Annotated in this window: 17 protein-coding genes; 1 reads left to right on the top strand and 16 read right to left on the bottom strand. The window is 37.6% G+C overall.

Annotation, left to right across the window (positions count from 1 at the left end; translation table 11 throughout):
• Positions 1–19: 19 nt before the first annotated feature.
• The 12 genes from I2490_RS04040 to I2490_RS03985 all read right to left on the bottom strand — a co-directional run bounded on the left by I2490_RS04040 (position 20) and on the right by I2490_RS03985 (position 13,448).
• Positions 20–556 carry an ECF transporter S component gene (locus I2490_RS04040; protein WP_206458503.1) on the bottom strand — a complete coding sequence of 179 codons (537 nt, stop codon included), beginning with the start codon at positions 554–556 and terminating at the stop codon, positions 20–22.
• 233 nt (positions 557–789) lie between these two features.
• Complete coding sequence (locus tag I2490_RS04035; RefSeq protein WP_206458502.1) at positions 790–1,650, bottom strand: HAD family hydrolase; 861 nt, start codon at positions 1,648–1,650, stop codon at positions 790–792.
• A gap of 93 nt (positions 1,651–1,743) precedes the next feature.
• A complete protein-coding gene (locus I2490_RS04030) occupies positions 1,744–2,736 on the bottom strand; it encodes a hypothetical protein (RefSeq protein WP_206458501.1) in 993 nt (330 codons plus the stop codon).
• 72 nt (positions 2,737–2,808) lie between these two features.
• The gene (locus I2490_RS04025; RefSeq protein ID WP_206458500.1) at positions 2,809–4,002 is read right to left on the bottom strand and encodes a D-alanyl-D-alanine carboxypeptidase family protein; all 1,194 of its coding nucleotides are present in this window, start codon (positions 4,000–4,002) and stop codon (positions 2,809–2,811) included.
• A gap of 65 nt (positions 4,003–4,067) precedes the next feature.
• The gene (locus tag I2490_RS04020) at positions 4,068–4,952 is read right to left on the bottom strand and encodes a DMT family transporter (protein ID WP_206458499.1); all 885 of its coding nucleotides are present in this window, start codon (positions 4,950–4,952) and stop codon (positions 4,068–4,070) included.
• 141 nt (positions 4,953–5,093) lie between these two features.
• A complete protein-coding gene (locus I2490_RS04015) occupies positions 5,094–6,455 on the bottom strand; it encodes a sigma-54-dependent transcriptional regulator (RefSeq protein WP_330634564.1) in 1,362 nt (453 codons plus the stop codon).
• 3 nt (positions 6,456–6,458) lie between these two features.
• Positions 6,459–8,285, bottom strand: a complete 1,827-nt coding sequence (locus I2490_RS04010) for an ATP-binding protein (protein ID WP_206458498.1) — start codon at positions 8,283–8,285, stop codon at positions 6,459–6,461.
• Positions 8,286–8,383: 98 nt separating this feature from the next.
• A complete protein-coding gene (locus I2490_RS04005; protein ID WP_206458497.1) occupies positions 8,384–9,700 on the bottom strand; it encodes an acetyl-CoA hydrolase/transferase family protein in 1,317 nt (438 codons plus the stop codon).
• Between the two features lie 52 nt (positions 9,701–9,752).
• Complete coding sequence (locus tag I2490_RS04000; RefSeq protein WP_206458496.1) at positions 9,753–10,016, bottom strand: hypothetical protein; 264 nt, start codon at positions 10,014–10,016, stop codon at positions 9,753–9,755.
• A gap of 102 nt (positions 10,017–10,118) precedes the next feature.
• Positions 10,119–11,591: a 4-hydroxyphenylacetate 3-hydroxylase family protein gene (locus I2490_RS03995; RefSeq protein WP_206458495.1), complete on the bottom strand. Its 1,473-nt coding sequence runs from the start codon at positions 11,589–11,591 to the stop codon at positions 10,119–10,121.
• 126 nt (positions 11,592–11,717) lie between these two features.
• On the bottom strand, positions 11,718–11,996 hold the full coding sequence (locus I2490_RS03990; protein ID WP_206458494.1) for a NifU family protein: 279 nt from the start codon (positions 11,994–11,996) through the stop codon (positions 11,718–11,720).
• Between the two features lie 30 nt (positions 11,997–12,026).
• A complete protein-coding gene (locus I2490_RS03985) occupies positions 12,027–13,448 on the bottom strand; it encodes a solute carrier family 23 protein (RefSeq protein ID WP_206458493.1) in 1,422 nt (473 codons plus the stop codon).
• A gap of 653 nt (positions 13,449–14,101) precedes the next feature.
• Here I2490_RS03985 and I2490_RS03980 point away from each other — a divergent pair.
• Positions 14,102–15,307 (top strand): IS110 family transposase, encoded by a 1,206-nt coding sequence (locus I2490_RS03980; protein ID WP_206458492.1) that lies wholly within the window; start codon positions 14,102–14,104, stop codon positions 15,305–15,307.
• 165 nt (positions 15,308–15,472) lie between these two features.
• Here the strand turns inward: I2490_RS03980 and I2490_RS03975 are convergent, their stop codons facing one another.
• The 4 genes from I2490_RS03975 to I2490_RS03960 all read right to left on the bottom strand — a co-directional run bounded on the left by I2490_RS03975 (position 15,473) and on the right by I2490_RS03960 (position 18,084).
• Entirely contained in the window at positions 15,473–16,288 is an 816-nt protein-coding gene (locus I2490_RS03975; protein ID WP_206458491.1) for a metallophosphoesterase, read from the bottom strand.
• A gap of 87 nt (positions 16,289–16,375) precedes the next feature.
• Positions 16,376–16,963 carry an SMC-Scp complex subunit ScpB gene (gene scpB, locus I2490_RS03970; RefSeq protein WP_206458490.1) on the bottom strand — a complete coding sequence of 196 codons (588 nt, stop codon included), beginning with the start codon at positions 16,961–16,963 and terminating at the stop codon, positions 16,376–16,378.
• The gene (locus I2490_RS03965) at positions 16,953–17,729 is read right to left on the bottom strand and encodes a segregation and condensation protein A (RefSeq protein WP_206458489.1); all 777 of its coding nucleotides are present in this window, start codon (positions 17,727–17,729) and stop codon (positions 16,953–16,955) included. Before I2490_RS03965 ends, scpB begins: the two co-directional genes overlap by 11 nt.
• 73 nt (positions 17,730–17,802) lie before the next feature.
• Positions 17,803–18,084: a DUF2325 domain-containing protein gene (locus I2490_RS03960; RefSeq protein ID WP_206458488.1), complete on the bottom strand. Its 282-nt coding sequence runs from the start codon at positions 18,082–18,084 to the stop codon at positions 17,803–17,805.
• Positions 18,085–18,119: the final 35 nt, after the last annotated feature.

Genomic DNA, 18,119 nt, shown 5'->3' with positions numbered 1-18,119 from the left:
TCTCACTATTTTTATTTCCTTATACTCTTACAGCCAGTTTTTTAATTCGTTCTACAATTGGAAGAACAATGATAGCCGCAACTGTAATTTGAATGATGTTACCCGGAATGGATCCGAATGGTTGTATCCAGTTTCCATATAGCACAACTTCCGTAAAATAATAACCGACTATTTTTATAACAAGCGCAGCAACTACTGCCAAACTGTTTACAAGGAACGGTTTACCCGGTACTTTTTCTGTAATCAAACCAACCACATAGCCCATAGCACCTACAATTACAAAAGTAAATGGAGCCCAAGTAGTCCAGCCTGATAGCAAATCAAACGCCCCCATCCCGAAGGCACCCGCAATTGCTCCGGTTTTTTTCCCATATACAATCGCCGCAATAAACAACGGAACATTTCCTAAATGAATCAATCCGCCATTTCCCATAAGAGGCAGTCTTATGTTAATGTACATAGTAGCCACGAGCGTCAAAGCGATGCATAACGCATTGATCACCAGCCCTTTTGTTGTACTTTTTGATACCGTCATTGAATTTGTATTATAACTCATCTAAATTCTCCTTTATTGTTATTTTGATAATATAATACTTCAAATCTGAGTATAACAAAATATACAATTTCAATTATTTTAACCAGTTCAGTTTATGATTTTTTATAATTATTTAAAAAATATTTGTTGCTTATAGTCAAATTCATTACAATTGAAAAAATACAGTTATAAATTATAAAACAAAAAACTACAGCATAGGATCTGCTGTAGTTCTTAATTAATTTTTAATTAAATTATTGATTTGTATATTGTCTATGGTCAAGCACGAATCTTTGAATGGCATGTGCAACACCATCTTCACGATTTGTTTTTGTTATAAAATGAGCAATCTTTTTTAAAGGTGCTGCTGCATTTTCCATTGCCACCGATAGTCCAGCAAATTGAAGCATTGCAAGATCGTTTTCACTGTCTCCACACGCCATCACTTGATTATGTTTCACATCCAATAACGAACACAAGTGCTTTAAGGCATCTGCTTTACTTGTAGTTGCACCACCGATTTCTAAATTATATGGCATAGAACTCGTTACTGTAATGGACGGAATTCTTGAAAGAAAATTCCAAAATTCGATTCGCTTCTTCTGATCGGAAAAAATTAAATTTATATTCTCCATCCGATCTGCTTTTTCCTCCATGACAGCGGCAATATTTTCTACGGGTTTTCTTGTACTCAGTGTATAAATTTGCGATTTCTCCGTAACCATTCCATAACGATCTAAGTTTTCCAAGCATCTTCGTTCAGCGACAACATCGTGATCAAAAAAAGCTTCTATCATAACATCCTCGTCCTGAATGTGTGGTAGAATTTCCATAATGCTGTCCTTACCTATCAAATTAGTATATACCGTTGTTTGATCTGCAAGCTTTAAAATATTCGCTCCATTAGAAGTAATTGCATATTCCATCCCATCTACATCCAACACATCCTTCGGCAATGCACTAAAAACACGGCCTGTAGAAATTACTACATGAATCCCCTTATCCATAACTCTCTCTAAAATTTTACGACTTAATAAAGACAAGCACCCCTCTTCATTTAGCAAGGTGCCATCCATATCCAATGCGATTAATTTAATATCATAGTCCGCGCTCATTGCAATTTTCCCCTCCATGCGTTTTTGCTCTAGCTTTACTCTAACAAAAAACACAATAAAAGGCAAGCAAACGCTTCGCATTTCACTACTTTCCTATTCTCTTCTCTGGCATTTACACATTCTTATAGTATCGCCTTCTTCATTAACAAATGAGCAAGCCCCACAAATACCTTCTCCACAGCAAATACGAAAATTATTACTGTTTGCAAGTTTAACTTCCGGAAGTGTCCTGCGCACCAGTGCTCCAATCGTATCTACAAAATAATCCGATGCAAGCACACCTACACAATCATAATTCTCTTTTTTTAATAGCCGGACCAAATCTCTTCGATCCTGTTCATTATTCAATGTTAAATATTTAATGACTCCCAATTCTCCAATAATCCCATTTTCCTCTTTCATTTCTTTCACATCATGATTTCCTTTTTCGCCAAGGTAATCACTGATTAGTTCCGTACTGATCTTTTCGGTATCTAAAACGAAATCGACTTTATTTCGAAATCGCAGTGCATTTGCTGCCAAAATCGCCGGTGCTACTCCAATTCCTTTTGCAATAAATAATATTTTTTTTTCTTTAGTTTTTTCAGGTCGAAGTGCACCCACTCCTTGAATTCCATTCCGATAGACTCCACGTAAAATGAATCGGTCTGGCTCTTCAAGCAATGCTTTTGTTTTCAAAGCAATAATTTTTACTGCTACATGAATCGTACCCTGTTCCACATCCGCACGCATTACTGAGATAGGCAAATCATAAAAATGACTGCTTTGCCTTCCTCTTAAAAAAACATAGGATCCAGGATGACTTGCTTTGATTGCAAACCCTTTCCCTACATCCAATATAAAAATTACCAAATCATCCAAGTAAAATTTTTTTTCTAATATTTTTGCTTCAAATTCTATTCTTGGATTACTTACCTTTCGATTTCCCTGCACAAACTCGTTATATATACAAACACCTCGCCAGTTGCAATCACAACAATCCTTTCCCTGTAAACGGCTGCATATCAAGCAATCACCTGTCAGAGCAAGATAACAAGGGCAATTTTCCGTTCCCGCGTCAATGCAATCATAAGTATTGTAGCTCATAAAGACGCCCCCTTTTTTCAACTACAATACTAAAATATTGAAGGAAGGCCAAATTGGTGACAGTAGTTCCCTTTAAAGGGCATCAATATCTTCAAGAAAATACAAAGGTACGGAATGTACATAAGCACCATTTACATATACATTGAGCAACCCGGCTTCCTGCCACCTTCGAATCGGTGCTTGACACTGAAATCCTAACACATATTGGATACCTACCTCAGCATTTTCATGTTCCTTCAATATAGGACATAAAACCGCTTCCTTTGTACCTACATATACATGTTCTTTTATGCCTCCATCTACAGGCATGGTTTTCAATCGCTGTTGTCCCTGCGCAATGGTAACTTGTTCGTAGGAATCATACATGGCGTCCATCAAACGATAGGAATCCTCAAACCAATTTGGATCATCCATGACCACACAAATCAATTCCATTCCATCTCGCTTTGAAGAAGCAACCAAGGTTCTGCCGGATGTTTTTGTGTAACCGATTTTTACACCTGTACCGCCTTCATATTCATTCACTACTTTATTCTTGTTATAAAACACATTAAATTTTCCATCTCCTCGTTCTGCCGTCCAGCTTTTGGATTCTGCAACTTCTTTAAACGCAGGATTTAACATGGCTTGTCTTGCTATCAATGCCATATCATATGCAGTCGTATAATGCTCCTCATCATGAAGACCATTGGGATTCATAAAATGTGTATCTTTTGCACCAATTTGCTTTGCCCTTTCATTCATCGCCTCTACAAATGATGCAGTATTTCCTGAAATTTTTTCTGAAATTGCTATGGCAGCATCATTTCCTGATCGAAGCATTAACCCATATATTAAATCCTTCAACGATATTTTTTCTCCTACTTCAAGATAAATTGAGGAACCTTCAACTCCTGATGCTTTTTTTGATATCGTAACCATGTCATTCAAATCACCTTGTTCAATGGCAAGCAAAGCGGTAAGAATTTTCGTTGTGCTGGCAGGATACACTTTATCTTGGCTATTTTTTTCATAAAGAACCATACCCGAGTTTAAATCCATCACAATTGCAGTACGTGCAGAAACTTCAGGACCTGCCGGAATCTCAATGAGTGATTCGCCGGATACTTCTTTTTGTGCTGCTTCTCTCGGTGGAAGTTCACGAAGTTTAATCCCTGTTTTTTCATTCGTTTCAAAAATCCTTGCACTCAAAAAGAAAGCTCCTACTATAAGAACCATACTCATTGTTCTCACTACTATTTTTTTTGTAATATTATTTTTAAACATAAAAAAAATCTCCTTTTCAAAAGAATATTTCTTTTGAAAAGGAGATATGCTTTTTTCCATATAATTTATTCTTGTTTTTCGTTCGTTTTATCCCTTTCTAAGGTAAGAAGAACTACAGACAAAATTACTAATACACATCCAAGTGCACCTCGGAACGTAAATGGTTCATTTAAAAATAAAATCCCCAAAATAACGCTTACAATCGGCTCAAACATTCCTAAAATTGCAGTAACCGTAGGCCCAACATTTTTTACAGCAATCGGAGTAATGGAATTAGCAATTACCGAAACGCCAATGGCCATTATAAACATCAAAACCCATCCTCTTGGGGCAATATGATAGACGATTTGATTGGTCGCAGTTCCAAAAACAAAAAGACATACAGCTGCCACTGTAGCACAATAAAACGAAATTAAAAAAGGATGCAAATGCTTAATTTCTGTTTTATCCATTACAACAAGATACGCTGCGTAAGCAATACCAGATCCCAATGCTAAAGCAACCCCTGTAAAATTTAACTTCAGATCGCCTTCTAAAAAGGATAAAAGACCAATAAGTGAAAGACCCATTGCAATTAATTTCATTGTACTTATTTTCTCTTTAAAAAAAAGAACACACGCAACAGCAACCAAAACCGGATACACATAATGAATGCAGGTCGTCAAACCTACTGATATGTAATTGTATGCACCGTATAACATAAGACCGGTTGCAAATGCCCCTAAAAATGCCAATATGATCAATGTAAAAAAATCCTTTTTTGATACTCTGACAGAAATTTTTTTAACTCTCAAAATTGCGAGCATCAGCGGAAAGGAAAATAAACTGCGAAAAAAAGTTAAAGTGATGGTATTACTCCCATCGATATAAGTTAATTTTGCCAAAAGGGGTGCAAACCCATAAATAAAAGCTGCTCCTATCGCACAGCTAATACCAATCGTCTTATTCATTGTATGTCCTTTCTGTAAGCATGAGAAAATCGCTCTTTTAGAGCGTACTCTCTTATTATATGCTTAACCCTCTTTTGTTTCAAATCCTTTTCATGGATTATGAAAAATATCCTCAGAATTTGACAGAAATACAATGATAAATTAATCGTTCATTGCATACTTTTGAAGCTTTCTATGTAATGAACGTCTGCTTATGCCCAGTGCAAGCGCTGCTTTTGTTTTATTCCCACCACATTCATTCATCGCTTTTTGAATGACCTCTTTTTCTATAGAGTCAATTGCATTGTTTAACATTGGTTCTTGCTTACTTTGATTTGCATGTGAACTTTCCCTTGCCTCACGAACTTCGATCGGAAGAGAATCCACTTGAATTAAATTTCCGGAACAAATTACCACACAACGCTCAATAATATTTTCCAACTCACGAATATTTCCCGGCCAAGTGTAAGCTTTCAGGCACTTCATAACATCAGCGGTCATTTGTTTTCGAATATTCGTATTCGAGATACGAGCAGAATCCTCTAAAAAGAAAGTGACTAAATCTTCAATGTCTTCCACACGTTCTCTCAAAGGTGGGATGTGAATCGGTACTACATTGAGGCGATAGTACAAATCTTCTCGAAAGCGTCCCTCCCGCACTTCTTTTAAAAGGTTTTTATTGGTTGCAGCAATGACTCTTACATCGGCTTTAATTGAACGTATCCCACCCAATCTTTCAAACGTTTTTTCCTGCAAGACACGAAGAAGCTTCACTTGAAGAGACGGTGAAATGTCTCCAATTTCATCTAAAAATATTGTGCCGCCATCTGCCAGCTCAAAACGCCCCGGCTTTGGAGATACCGCACCTGTAAATGCACCTTTCTCATAACCAAACAATTCACTTTCCAGCAGATTATCCGGTATCGCACCACAGTTAACATTGATAAGTGGCTTATCACTTCTGAGTCCCCACTGATGGAGTGCTCTTGCGATATATCCTTTCCCAGTTCCCGTTTCTCCCGTAAGTAATACCGTAGATCCACAAGCTGCAACCTGTTTCGCAAGCTGCAAAACTTCCTGCATCTTAGGACTTTTACTATTCACTCTAAACTGGTCTTTTCCTACTCCAAAATTACCACCGAACGGTGCTCCCTGCTGAACGGGCAAGCATAGTTTTTTAACTGCTGTTAAAATCTCAGTAATATCAAAAGGTTTTGTCACGTAATCCTGCGCACCGCTTTTTAATGCGTCGATTGCTGTTTCCATGGTTGCAAATGCCGTTATTAATATAAATCCAATATCCGGGTCCATTTCTTTGACTCGATGCAAAAATTCAATGCCCGTCATTTTGGGCATTTTTATATCGCTGATAATAATATCGATGCTAATAGTTTGAAGAAGATCCAACCCTTCTAACCCATCGCATGCAGTATACACTTGATACCCTTCTTTTGTCAGTACTTTACTTAAAAGCTGTCTGACATTCAACTCGTCATCGACCACAAGGATGTTTATCTGTCCCACAGTTTATCCCTCCCTCAAATTAAAGGTTTTTTTACTTGTTTCAACCGATTGCAACAGTATCGTGAACTTTGCGCCTTCCTTTACAACACTTTCTACTTCCAAAACACCTTTATGTGCTTCAATAATTCTTGATGAAATCGCAAGACCCATACCGGCACCAATATCTTTTGTCGTAAAAAACGGTTCAAAAATTCTCTCAGATATTTCTCTTGGTATTCCTTGACCGGTATCAATGACTTCTGTAAATACCATTTTACGTTTTTCATTGTAACCTGTTTTAATCGTAATTACACCGCCATTTGGCATTGCTTGAATTGCATTCAGCAGCAGATTTAGTATAACCGGCTCAAAAAGCTCTTCGTCTGCCATTACGTTTGGAATTTCCTTAAAAACAGTGTTAATTTTAATATTATCCGGCAATTCATTCTGGATTAAAGTAATAACATAATTAATTACTTTTCTTAAATCAACTTCCTTTAATACAGGAATTTTCGGTCTCGCAAAATGCATAAAACGATCAAGCATTTGAGCCAGACGGTCTGCTTCATGTATAATAATATCAAGCCCCTCAACGTTTAAATCATGCTCGCTCAGTTCTAGCTTTGCTAATTGTGCGTACCCACGTATACTTGTTAAAGGATTTTTTACTTCATGTGCCAAACTAGCACTCATTTCACCCAACGCCTTTAAGTTTTTCGTTCGATTGGTGCTTTCTTCAAATCTCTGAATGTCAAGAATATTTCGGAATACACATACTGCACCAATTACTTCATCCTTTAGTCCAAACTGTATTTTAACGCTATATAAAATCGGAATTTTCTCTCCTGATGTATTATAAATATCATCCAAAGTCTTTAATTGAAGACTTCCCTTTGCCAAACATCGTTTCAGAGTATCAATCAACGGCTTAATTTCCTTTGGAATAGGGTTTTGTACATTAAGACCAAGTACCTCTTCGGCTTTTAATCCAATTAGCTTTTCAGCCGCTTCATTAAAGGTCGTAATCTCACCAATGTTATTAATACTTATGATTCCGCTTAAAAGATTCTCATATGCCTGCTCAGCATATTCCATAATTTCATGCATGGAAGCGGTCTCCCCAGATTTGGTGAGTACTTGCTGCATAGTCGATTTTAAATGATTTAACATTAAATTAAATGAGGTCGCAATGTCAGCTAATTCATCCTTATTTTTCGTTACAATTCCCTGACTGATATCACCAGAAGCGATCCGCGCTGCAGATTTTGAAAGTTCACGTATAGGAGTCGTTATCTTTTTGGAGATGCTTTTAGAAAGTGGCCATAAAATAAACAATAAAATTACCAGTATTATAATCGTGCCCGTTTTAATGTTATTAATATCTCGAAATACTTGTGAATATCTCTTTTCCGAACAAACAAACCAACCGTCAAGACCTGGAATTTGATTCAAAGATGCAAGATTTGCAATATAATTTTCTCCCTTTTTATAAATATTCTGTAAAGAACATTGCTTAGAAAACGTTAAATCATAAGGAAGTTCTCGTCCATAATACCCAATAGTTTTTCTTTCTTTGTTAATTAAAAAACTATTCTCTTTGATGTCTTCATCAATATAATCCGAATTCCGAATGATTAAATAAGCTTCTTCGGGTGTAATTTTTCCTTGGAGTTCACTTGTTATTAGGAAAGACTCTGAAAGCAAACGGGTTCGATCTTCCAGAGCCTTTTCTTGCATGCCATGGCCTATTTTTTCTATACCAGCTACCAAAACAAAGCTGATAATAATCAACAGGCTAATTGCAATACTTACCAAATAGAACATAGCTCTTGTTTGAACAGATTTAAACATAAAAATTCTCCACAAATAATCATCATCTGCCGTAAAATAATGCAAAGAAGTCCATAGTGAAAAAAGAATCATTATGGACCTTCTTTATTTTAACATACTTAAAACTCTACATGGAATCTTTTTTGAAATTCTTCGCCAAGTTCATCCCTGAAATCAGGATGTGCAATATTTATCAATGCTCTCGCCCTTTCTTGGAGAGATTTTCCTTTCATTTGCGCAACACCGTATTCTGTTACAATGTAATCCACATCGTGTCTTGAAGTGGTCACTGCCGCACCATGTGTAATATAAGGTACAATCTTAGATACCTTACTACCATCCTTCATGGTAGCAGTGGAAGGCATTGCAATGATTGCCTTGGCCATTCCATCAAGTGCCATAGCTGCACCTCGAACAAAATCGACCTGACCGCCTACCCCGGAAAATTGTCTTGTTCCAATGGAATCTGATATAACCTGCCCCATAAAATCCACCTCTAAACAAGCATTAATGCAAACCAACTTTGAAGATTGCGCAACGATTGATGGATGATTTACATAATCTACCGGTTTCATTTCAACCATAGGATTTTTATTGCAAAAATCATAAAGTCTTTTTGTTCCCATTAAAAAAGTAACTATCATCTTACCATTATCAATGGATTTTTGAGAACAATCAATCACGCCTGCTTCATAAAGATCTACCACACCGTCCGATATCATTTCCGAATGAATACCTAAATGCTTTTTGTCCTTTAATTGACTTAATACTGCATCCGGAATTGCTCCGATTCCTAATTGAAGTGTGGCTCCATCTTCAATCAAAGACGCACAGTTCTTTCCGATAGCAGATTCTACTTCACCAATTTTCGGAATACCGATTTCCGGAAGAGGATGTGAAGTTTCTACAAAGGCATCAATTTGACTTACATGAACAAAGGTATCCCCATAAACCACAGGAACTTGGTCATTCACTTCCGCTAAAACAATTTTAGCAGATTTAATCGCTTCCATAGTATAATCGCAAGATACGCCGACACTGCAAAAACCATTTTCATCCGGAGGTGATACCATTACCATAAACACATCGACATTGAAAATTCCTTTCCGAATGAAACCCGGAACTTCATGGAAAAACACAGGTACAAATTGACCATGCCCCTGTTCCAATGATTTTCTTGTCGTTGCGCTTGTAAACCAACCTCGAAATGTAAAGTGTTCTTTATTTTCAGGAAGAGAATATTCTGCTTTTCCAAGTGTAACCATATGCGAAACGGTTACATTTTTATACGCTTCTTTATTAGCAACCATAGCTTCTACCAGAACTGGCGGTTCCGCTACAGCGTGTGCAAAGACCACTGCATCACCTGAATGAATCTTGTTGACAGCTTCCTCTGCCGTACATTTTCTGCTGTCATATATTGTTTTCCAATTCATAAGTCCTCCTACAAAATCACCTTGGTGAGCAGCCATTTAAAGTGCTCACTCTTTAACTCAAATCACGTATGACTCTGATAATTCTTTTGGTGTCCGCTGAATCCCACATCTTAATGACGCCTTCTTTTGTTTTAAATTGTTCGTAAGATGCACAGCAATTGGTGCATCCACCTATGACCAAAATAACATCATAAGTTTCCTCTTCGCATGCATACTCGAAATCAATCTCACTCAACGATTCCTTAATCTCCTCCAGAACCTTTCCTCTATCATATCTCGGATTGCATCCACCACAAAATCTCACACCGCATTTCATGCTCTTTCTCCCTCCATTTATCGATAGTGGGACGGTAAACGCCGCCCCACTATTTTTACTTTTATCATACTATGCAAGGTTGAAAGAAGCAATGGTTACTCCTTATTTGATTCCTGCAATCGCCTTTGCTAGTTCTTTCTTCGCATTGATATTTCCCTGACGACTGATCATGATTCTCTGAGCCTGAGGAGAACCTGCACCATGCATGGATTCCGTTCTGTATCCAACTGCAGAAGAACCGAGACAAATATTTTCCAAGAATCTTAAAATTCTCATTCTGTCTTCTGTTGTACATACTGGGGAAGCTGCAAAATACTTATTGCAAATATCTCCAATGGTTTCTCCATTTCTTCCAACCACAGTTTCCGACTTAAAGTCCTTTTCTGAAGGCATTGTTACCATTAAGCCTCCGGCAATGTCTTCTGCAAGTCTTACGATTTCATAAGGGAATCTTGTAACGTTCTGCTTACAAACATTCGCAAGCAGAAGATCAATCTGATAATTTCCTGCTTCTGTAGGATAGCCTTCTGCAGAACAAGCGATACCACAGCAATATAACGTTTCATTCAAATGTGTCATCTCAATTAACTTATCTTTAATATGAGATGCCTTGTTTGCACCATTGTAATCTGCAGCAAGAGCGGCAGCACCGATGATAACATCGCCTACGCCTACTTTACATCCACCATAAGACTGTCTGTGATATCCTGCAAATCGTTCAACGAGCATTCCTGCGAACTCAGTTTCTCCGTTTAAGAAAACATATTCATTTGGAATAAACACATCATCAAATACAACCAACGCTTCCTGACCGCCGAACATTTTATTTCCAAGATCAACATCTGCATTTTCTTCCATCTTTCTGGTGTCACAAGACTGTCTTCCATATACCATGTATACACCTTCTGCATCGGAAGGGCATGCAAATGAAACTGCATAGTCTTTGTCTTCCGGTCTCATTGCCTGTGTTGGCATAATGAGATGCCAATGAGAATTGATGGAGCCGGTTTGGTGACATTTTGCACCACGAACAACAATTCCGTCTTCTCTCTGCTCTACAATATGTACAAATAAATCTGCATCTTTTTGATCCGAAGGTCCTACACCTCTGTCCCCCTTAGGGTCCGTCATTGCACCATCAACAACGATGTCCTCTTCTTGAACCATCTTTAAGAATTCAGTAAAATTTTTATGGTACTCACTTCCATACTTTTTATCAGTCTCAAAAGTGGTAGAAAATACTGCATTAAAAGCATCCATACCAACACATCTTTGGAAGCAGCTTGCCGTTTTCTGTCCGCAAAGTCTTTGCATTTTAACCTTTTTTCTAAGGTCATCAGCACTTTGATGTAAATGTCCAAAACGGTTGATGATTTCTCCGGTTAAATTTGATTTTGCAGTCATAAGGTCAGCATATTGCGGGTCATGTGCCAAATCATAAGTAACTGCCAAGCAATTGATAGAAGGTCGAATCATAGGATGATCCACCCAATTTTCAATTTTTTCACCAAACATATACACTCTTGTGTTTAACTTTCTTAAACTTTCGATGTACTGTGCTCCTGTCATTAACATACTAAAAATCCTCCTCTTCATGGACTCGGTTTGATAATAAACAGATTCTGCTTACTATCAAACCGCTAATAAAACCTTATAACTCTATTCGCAAACATCGTACTTAGTGCGATTGCATTGCCTATATTAAGCTTCTTTATTTAAAATTTTCCGAGCCATACCAAGCAGATCTTCACTTACGGATGCATCAAGACATACATCCGTAACCCCCTCAACATTTGCGATAATGATTTCCTTTACGACATCTTCAATCGTCTGCTGTGCGGAAGGGCATTGCCCACATGCACCAGTCATCCGTATCCATGCCACATTATTTTCAAAACTGGTAAGTATGGCTCCACCATAATGTTCAGATAAAATAGGATTTACCTTTTCCTCTAAAACCTTTTTTATTTTTCTTTCCAAAGTTATCACTTCCAATATTCAAATTCACAATTAAGCGACTTCTTCATCAGCCTCTAAGTTTCCGGATTCTTTTGTCATGACCTCAACCTCTGCCGACCATAAATGACCAAAAGTGGTGTCGCCTTTGAGAAAATCTTTTCCGTAACATAAGAGACATGCTAATACACCAATTACAAGACCAAATGCAGATCCCTTTACTAATAAAGCACCGGCAATGACACCTGCAATTCCTAAATCCTTAAAGCTTTGCGATTGCTGCACACCAATACGCACGCTTACGAATCCCTGTACAATCATGGTCAAAGCCAAAGCAACGGATAAAATCGGCTGTACCAAGGTTAAAATCGGAAGAAGCCAATATCCTGTAAACGTACCGAAACGGAAAGAAGCGGCACCGCCAAACAAGGACTGCATACTTCTTCTGCCTTTTTTATAACGTTCACAAACAACAACCTGCATAGCTGCCCAAAGAGGCCCACACATAGTAATATCCGGTCCGATGACTCCCATAATGGTGTTTCTGATACCAAAGATTAAATGTGCACGATTTGGATTGTAATCAATGGTTTCATCATCTCTTGCAATATCTGCATCATGTACAAGTGCTTTACTCTGTACAACGTCACCAAATAATACAATATAAATTGCCAAAACAGTTGGAATTGCCTTTACAAACATAATTGGAGCAGGCCAACCTACAGCTCCCCAAGGAACCCAATCCGTCCAAAGTGTATGAAAATCAGGATTACTAAAACCAAACTCGATGTGTGGCCATGCACTTTCTCCTACAATTGGTGCGACGATAACAGCAATCAAAACTGCAGGAAGGATTCCAAGATTTGCAATGGTTTCCCACATTTTGTTCTTTGTACTCAATCTCTTAAATCCATTTGAAAAGAGTAGATAGAATGCAACAATTAGACAAATCGCCGTAGTATAAGGCATCATTTCAAATTTTCCACCCTCTTTAAAGATCATTGTTATTGCAGAGATTCCGGCTCCCAAAATAATGCCTGATTTGATAGCGGGAGGAATTACACCAATAATTTTTCCAGCAACACCAGTCAATCCTAATAAAATAGCGAAAATTCCAAGTGTAATCTCAAATGCAACCAGCCCTTGCATTCTTGCGTGGCCTGCTGGAAAGGTTAAGCAATAGGCAGTAAGTAATGGTATTGCCGGTGTAATCCAACCAGGAACTACAGGATCCCCAAGTAATGTGTGCCAAGTATATAAAAATCCATTTAGAATAACAACCGCAAGGGCAACTTCAAAAGGCATATTTAAAGCATCCTGCAGCAACGGAATGGCACCAAGGCAAACTGCACACATTAATAGTCCCTGAATGTAGTCTGCAACTTCGAAGCGATAATGAATGAATGGAAGACGAATTTTAAACGGCCCCGCTTTTATGAACGGTGCTTCTTCGCCATATGGCATATACTCTCTCATATTTTTCTTTTCTCCTCTCTCTTTCTCGATGATCTCTAATACATTGGGTCGCGTCATGACTTTTCGAAAAGTGCAAAACCAATGTCTCAAATGACATATGGTTTATACGTTTGCTATTTTAATGAGCAAATCGTGTGCCAATTCAAAAAACTATCTTAGAATTTTATTTGTTAATTCTTTGACAAACGTTGATATTCTAAGCGGAAAAAAAATTTATACTCCTTTAATTTTGTTAAAAAAATGTCAAAATCATATTAAACTTCACGATAAGATTGTGACAAACTTGTCACGAAGCGGGCAGTTTTGGCATAACAAAAAGGGCCAACTCCGCCCGATTTGCCATCGATTGGGATAAGCCCTTCTCTTTTCTACTACAATATATTTATGGTTAATGTGCTTGACAGCCAGTCAGGTCACTATCCATCTTGTTGCTTAAGCTGTTAGAATGTATGGAGCAATAGGTATGGCGTCTTCCTTTCTTGGACTTCGCGTCCGTAAATTAGACTGCTAACCAGCTCCTCATTCGCAGCGTTCGTTTTATGCAGGTTGAACTGCTTCCTACAGTACGTTCGGGTCACACCACAGTAGATGGAATAGGCAATGAGTAAAACTGGTGTTTATCCATTGCAATAATCTATAGGAGTGACAAATTTATGAACGCAGTAGGTATTGATGTTTCTAAGGGCAAAAGCATGATTGCTATTCTCCGCCCATATGGTGAGATTATTTCTTCACCTTTTGAGATTCACCACACTTCAAGTGAAATTAGTTTCTTAATTGAACAAATCAAATCCATTGAAGGTGAATCACGGATTGTCATGGAGCATACTGGTCGTTATTACGAACCATTAGCTCATGAGCTTTCTCAGGCAAATCTTTTCGTAAGTGCCGTAAATCCAAAACTTATTAAAGATTTCGGAGATAATTCTCTCCGTAAAGTCAAGTCTGATAAGGCAGATGCTGTTAAAATAGCTCGTTATGCTCTTGACAGCTGGACTGATTTGAAACAGTATTGTCTTATGGATGAAATACGCAATCAGTTAAAAACAATGAACCGTCAGTTTGGTTTCTATATGAAGCACAAAACGGCTATGAAAAACAACTTTATCGGCATTCTTGATCAAACCTATCCAGGTGTTAATACTTACTTCGATAGCCCTGCCCGTAATGATGGTAGTCAGAAATGGGTTGATTTCGCCACTACATACTGGCATGTGGACTGTGTTCGTAAAATGTCTCTAAATGCTTTCACCGACCATTATCAGAAATGGTGCAAGAGAAAGAAGTACAACTTCAGTAAATCAAAAGCTGAAGAAATCTATGGTGCAGCTAAGGAGCTTATTCCCGTACTTCCTAAAGATGACTTAACCAAACTGATTGTTAAACAGGCTGTAGAACAGCTAAATATCGCCTCTCAAACAGTGGAACAACTTCGTTCTTTAATGCATGAAACTGCATCTAAACTGCCAGAGTACTTTATCGTCATGGAAATGAAAGGCGTTGGTTCGTCTCTAGGTCCTCAGCTAATTGCTGAAATTGGAGATGTTACACGCTTTACTCACAAAGGCGCCATTACAGCATTTGCTGGTGTCGATCCAGGTGTAAATCAATCTGGAACCTATGAACAAAAGAGTGTTCATGCTTCCAAAAGAGGATCTTCTACCTTGCGTAAAACTTTGTTTCAGGTCATGGACGCTCTTATCAAAAATAAGCCACAGGATGATGCCGTGTATCTATTTATGGACAAGAAACGTGCTCAAGGTAAACCTTATTATGTCTACATGACTGCAGGTGCCAATAAGTTCTTACGTATCTACTATGGACGAGTGAAAGAATACTTAGCATCTCTTCCGCAGTAATTACCACATACATACCCTTATTTCAGACCAGCCATATCCGGTGGTCTTTTTGTGATGGTCATATTTCCTCATTGTACTTTTGAAAAAAATCAACTTTTTACTATTGACTTTTTATTTGCAGGCTAATTTTATATTTTAAGTATCAACTATGAGTAAAAACTTGTTTTATTTTCCTTTTATATCAATTACGACAATTTCCGGAGGATTAAAAACACGAGGTGAATTTGGATTAACGGAACAGCCTCGACTTACCACCTGTGCATAGCTCCTTGTCTTACCGTTGTGCACGTATAATCCTCCCGCATATTTCGGAAAATATCCTTGATCCACTGCCCACAAACCATTTAGTATCCCCGGAATACGAATCAATCCCCCATGTGTATGTCCGCAGAGTACCAAATCAAATTCCCATCGATCATACAAATAAAAGAGTTCCGGTCGGTGAGAAAGTAAAATGGAATACATATCTTCTTGTTTATGAAATAAATCTTTTTTACTCCTAATCCATTTTCTTTTTGTCACATTACATTTTCTCATACAAGGGTCTTCAAGACCGGCAATTCGTATTTTCTCTCCGGAAATTGTTGTTATTACTTGTCCATCGTCTAATACCTTTACACTATAATACTCTAATTCGTCTTTTATTTTCTCTAAGTCATTCCGACAGCACTCATGATTTCCCGTAACAAAAAAAATAGGTGCACACCCCTCAATTCTTTTAATGAGGGAATAGGCACCCTGTGTTGAAATTCGATCATCCACAATATCACCGGAAAGTGCTATCAAATCCGGATCTTGATCCCTTATCAAGCGTGCCAATTTATCCTGCCCCTCTGCATAGTAACGACTATGCAGATCAGCAAGAAGCACAATACGAAGAGTTTGATTCCATCGCAGCTTTTCCGTATACACGGTATAGCGAGTTACGACCATACGACTATAAAATGCCCAAATAAATAAAATAATTAATAGTACAAACATCCATTTCTTTTTCATGGTATTAGTTTGTACAAAATTTTGCTTCTTTTCCTTATTTCTTCTTGGTAATTGATGGATGAAATTTTTTATTTAATTTTTTTCAAATTCAATTGCAATTTGTTGAAAATCTAAATGATTTGGTTCTTGTTCTCTAATAATGCTTTCAATATCATCAATGTCCGGTAACTCCTTCATTGAGGTAAACCCGAAATATCTTAAAAACTCTTTTGTTGTTCCATAAAGTATCGGTCTGCCGATTGCAGCAGAACGACCGGTTTCTATAATCAAATCTTTTTTCATCAGGCCTTCAATCACGCGATCGCACTTAATCCCACGAATGGATTCGATTTCTCCCTTTGTCACCGGTTGTTTATAGGCAATGATTGCCAGGACTTCCAATGCCGATTGAGACAAACGCTTTTCTTTTACCGGCGTACACAATCGTTCTATATAAACATTGTTTTCCTCTTTGGTACATAATTGAAAACTTTTATCGATTTCACGGATTCGAATGCCTCTGTCTTGTACTTCATACTCCTGCTGCAACTCCTTAAAGCAGTCATATGCTTCCTTCCAATGCATATCAAAAAGATCTGCAGCAATTTTTACATCCAAAGGTTCTCCCCATACAAATAAAATAGATTCAAATATAGATTTTATATTTTTTTTACTGGTCATCGAAACCTCCTCCTGCAGGTATCTCTACATGTCCCTGTTCCTGACAAAGAGTCAGCGTAATCTCTCCGTAATTCACACTTTGATGAACGGTAATGGCTCTCTGCTTCAATAGCTCCAACATTGACATAAAGGTTAATACAATATGATATCGGCTTGTTTTCCCATCCAACAGTTCGGAAAAGGTTCCTCTTTTCTTTCGTAAAAAAAAGTTCTTCATTTGTTCAATCCGAGCTTCAATTGACATACGCTGCCGTTCAACTCGAGCGTATCTTTTTTTGATATCCTCTAGCTTTTTCTTTTTGTTTAAGAATATTTGAAACGCCTTCATAAACTGACTCATATCCAAATTCAAATATTCATCCGGTTCTAATGCATATGGTGCAAGATCTTCTTGCGGCTTCGTAAAAATCCCCCGCATGCGTTCCTCTTGTTTTTCTAAATACTCAGAAGCAGCTTTGAAGCGCTTATACTCTAAAAGTTTTTGTACCAATTCGTCTCTAGGATCTTCTTCCTCATCCAGTATGCCTTCTACCTTAGTACGAGGTAAAAGCATTTTCGATTTCAGCTCAATCAAAGCAGCCGCAAGAACCATAAATTCTCCTGCGACCACTGCATCTTGCTTTTTCATTTGCTCAATATAATCTAAATACTGGCTGGTGATTTCTGACACACGAATATCATAAATATTCATTTCTGCATTTTCAATCAAATATACCAGTAAATCAAAGGGACCTTCAAATACATCTAATTTTACTTTATATGACATACCGTTCTCCTTGAGCCAATCTACCCCTGATTTTACCATAAAAAAAATAAAAAAGCAAAAATTGTATGTCTTCCTATGCAGTATGTTCTTCTAAAATCATCTTTAATGCGGAGATAGAACTGGAATGTGCGCGGGCAATTTTTGTATTTCGATTCTTCGCTTCATTCAATGCACATTTAACCATTTTGTGTGATACCGTTCCGGTAAAAACAACCATTAAATCCGGTGAACCAATTTTATTTTTTAACGTTCCGTTCATTTGTGTGAATACCTTTGCATTACATTTATATTGTTTGCAAAGATTTCTATATTGGCATACCATACAATCATTGCCTCCAACAATCACAACACTCATTTTTCCCTCCATAACGCAGTTAGTTCAAGCTAACT

The sequence above is a fragment of the Anaerovorax sp. IOR16 genome, from assembly GCF_017168145.1.
In the GTDB taxonomy this organism is placed as follows: Bacteria; Bacillota; Clostridia; order Peptostreptococcales; family Anaerovoracaceae; genus IOR16.
This window is presented reverse-complemented; position numbering and strand designations above follow the sequence as displayed.

Excerpts from the sequence above, each read along its gene's own strand:
- I2490_RS04040 (WP_206458503.1), bottom strand. The coding sequence starts at position 556 with ATGAGTTATAATACAAATTCAATGACGGTATCAAAAAGTACAACAAAA.
- I2490_RS04025 (WP_206458500.1), bottom strand. The coding sequence starts at position 4,002 with ATGTTTAAAAATAATATTACAAAAAAAATAGTAGTGAGAACAATGAGT.
- I2490_RS03980 (WP_206458492.1), top strand. The coding sequence starts at position 14,102 with ATGAACGCAGTAGGTATTGATGTTTCTAAGGGCAAAAGCATGATTGCT.
- I2490_RS03960 (WP_206458488.1), bottom strand. The coding sequence starts at position 18,084 with ATGAGTGTTGTGATTGTTGGAGGCAATGATTGTATGGTATGCCAATAT.
- I2490_RS03975 (WP_206458491.1), bottom strand. The coding sequence starts at position 16,288 with ATGTTTGTACTATTAATTATTTTATTTATTTGGGCATTTTATAGTCGT.
- I2490_RS04035 (WP_206458502.1), bottom strand. The coding sequence starts at position 1,650 with ATGAGCGCGGACTATGATATTAAATTAATCGCATTGGATATGGATGGC.
- scpB (WP_206458490.1), bottom strand. The coding sequence starts at position 16,963 with ATGACCAGTAAAAAAAATATAAAATCTATATTTGAATCTATTTTATTT.
- I2490_RS03995 (WP_206458495.1), bottom strand. The coding sequence starts at position 11,591 with ATGTTAATGACAGGAGCACAGTACATCGAAAGTTTAAGAAAGTTAAAC.
- I2490_RS03965 (WP_206458489.1), bottom strand. The coding sequence starts at position 17,729 with ATGTCATATAAAGTAAAATTAGATGTATTTGAAGGTCCCTTTGATTTA.
- I2490_RS04030 (WP_206458501.1), bottom strand. The coding sequence starts at position 2,736 with ATGAGCTACAATACTTATGATTGCATTGACGCGGGAACGGAAAATTGC.
- I2490_RS04005 (WP_206458497.1), bottom strand. The coding sequence starts at position 9,700 with ATGAATTGGAAAACAATATATGACAGCAGAAAATGTACGGCAGAGGAA.
- I2490_RS04020 (WP_206458499.1), bottom strand. The coding sequence starts at position 4,952 with ATGAATAAGACGATTGGTATTAGCTGTGCGATAGGAGCAGCTTTTATT.
- I2490_RS04000 (WP_206458496.1), bottom strand. The coding sequence starts at position 10,016 with ATGAAATGCGGTGTGAGATTTTGTGGTGGATGCAATCCGAGATATGAT.
- I2490_RS04010 (WP_206458498.1), bottom strand. The coding sequence starts at position 8,285 with ATGTTTAAATCTGTTCAAACAAGAGCTATGTTCTATTTGGTAAGTATT.
- I2490_RS03985 (WP_206458493.1), bottom strand. The coding sequence starts at position 13,448 with ATGAGAGAGTATATGCCATATGGCGAAGAAGCACCGTTCATAAAAGCG.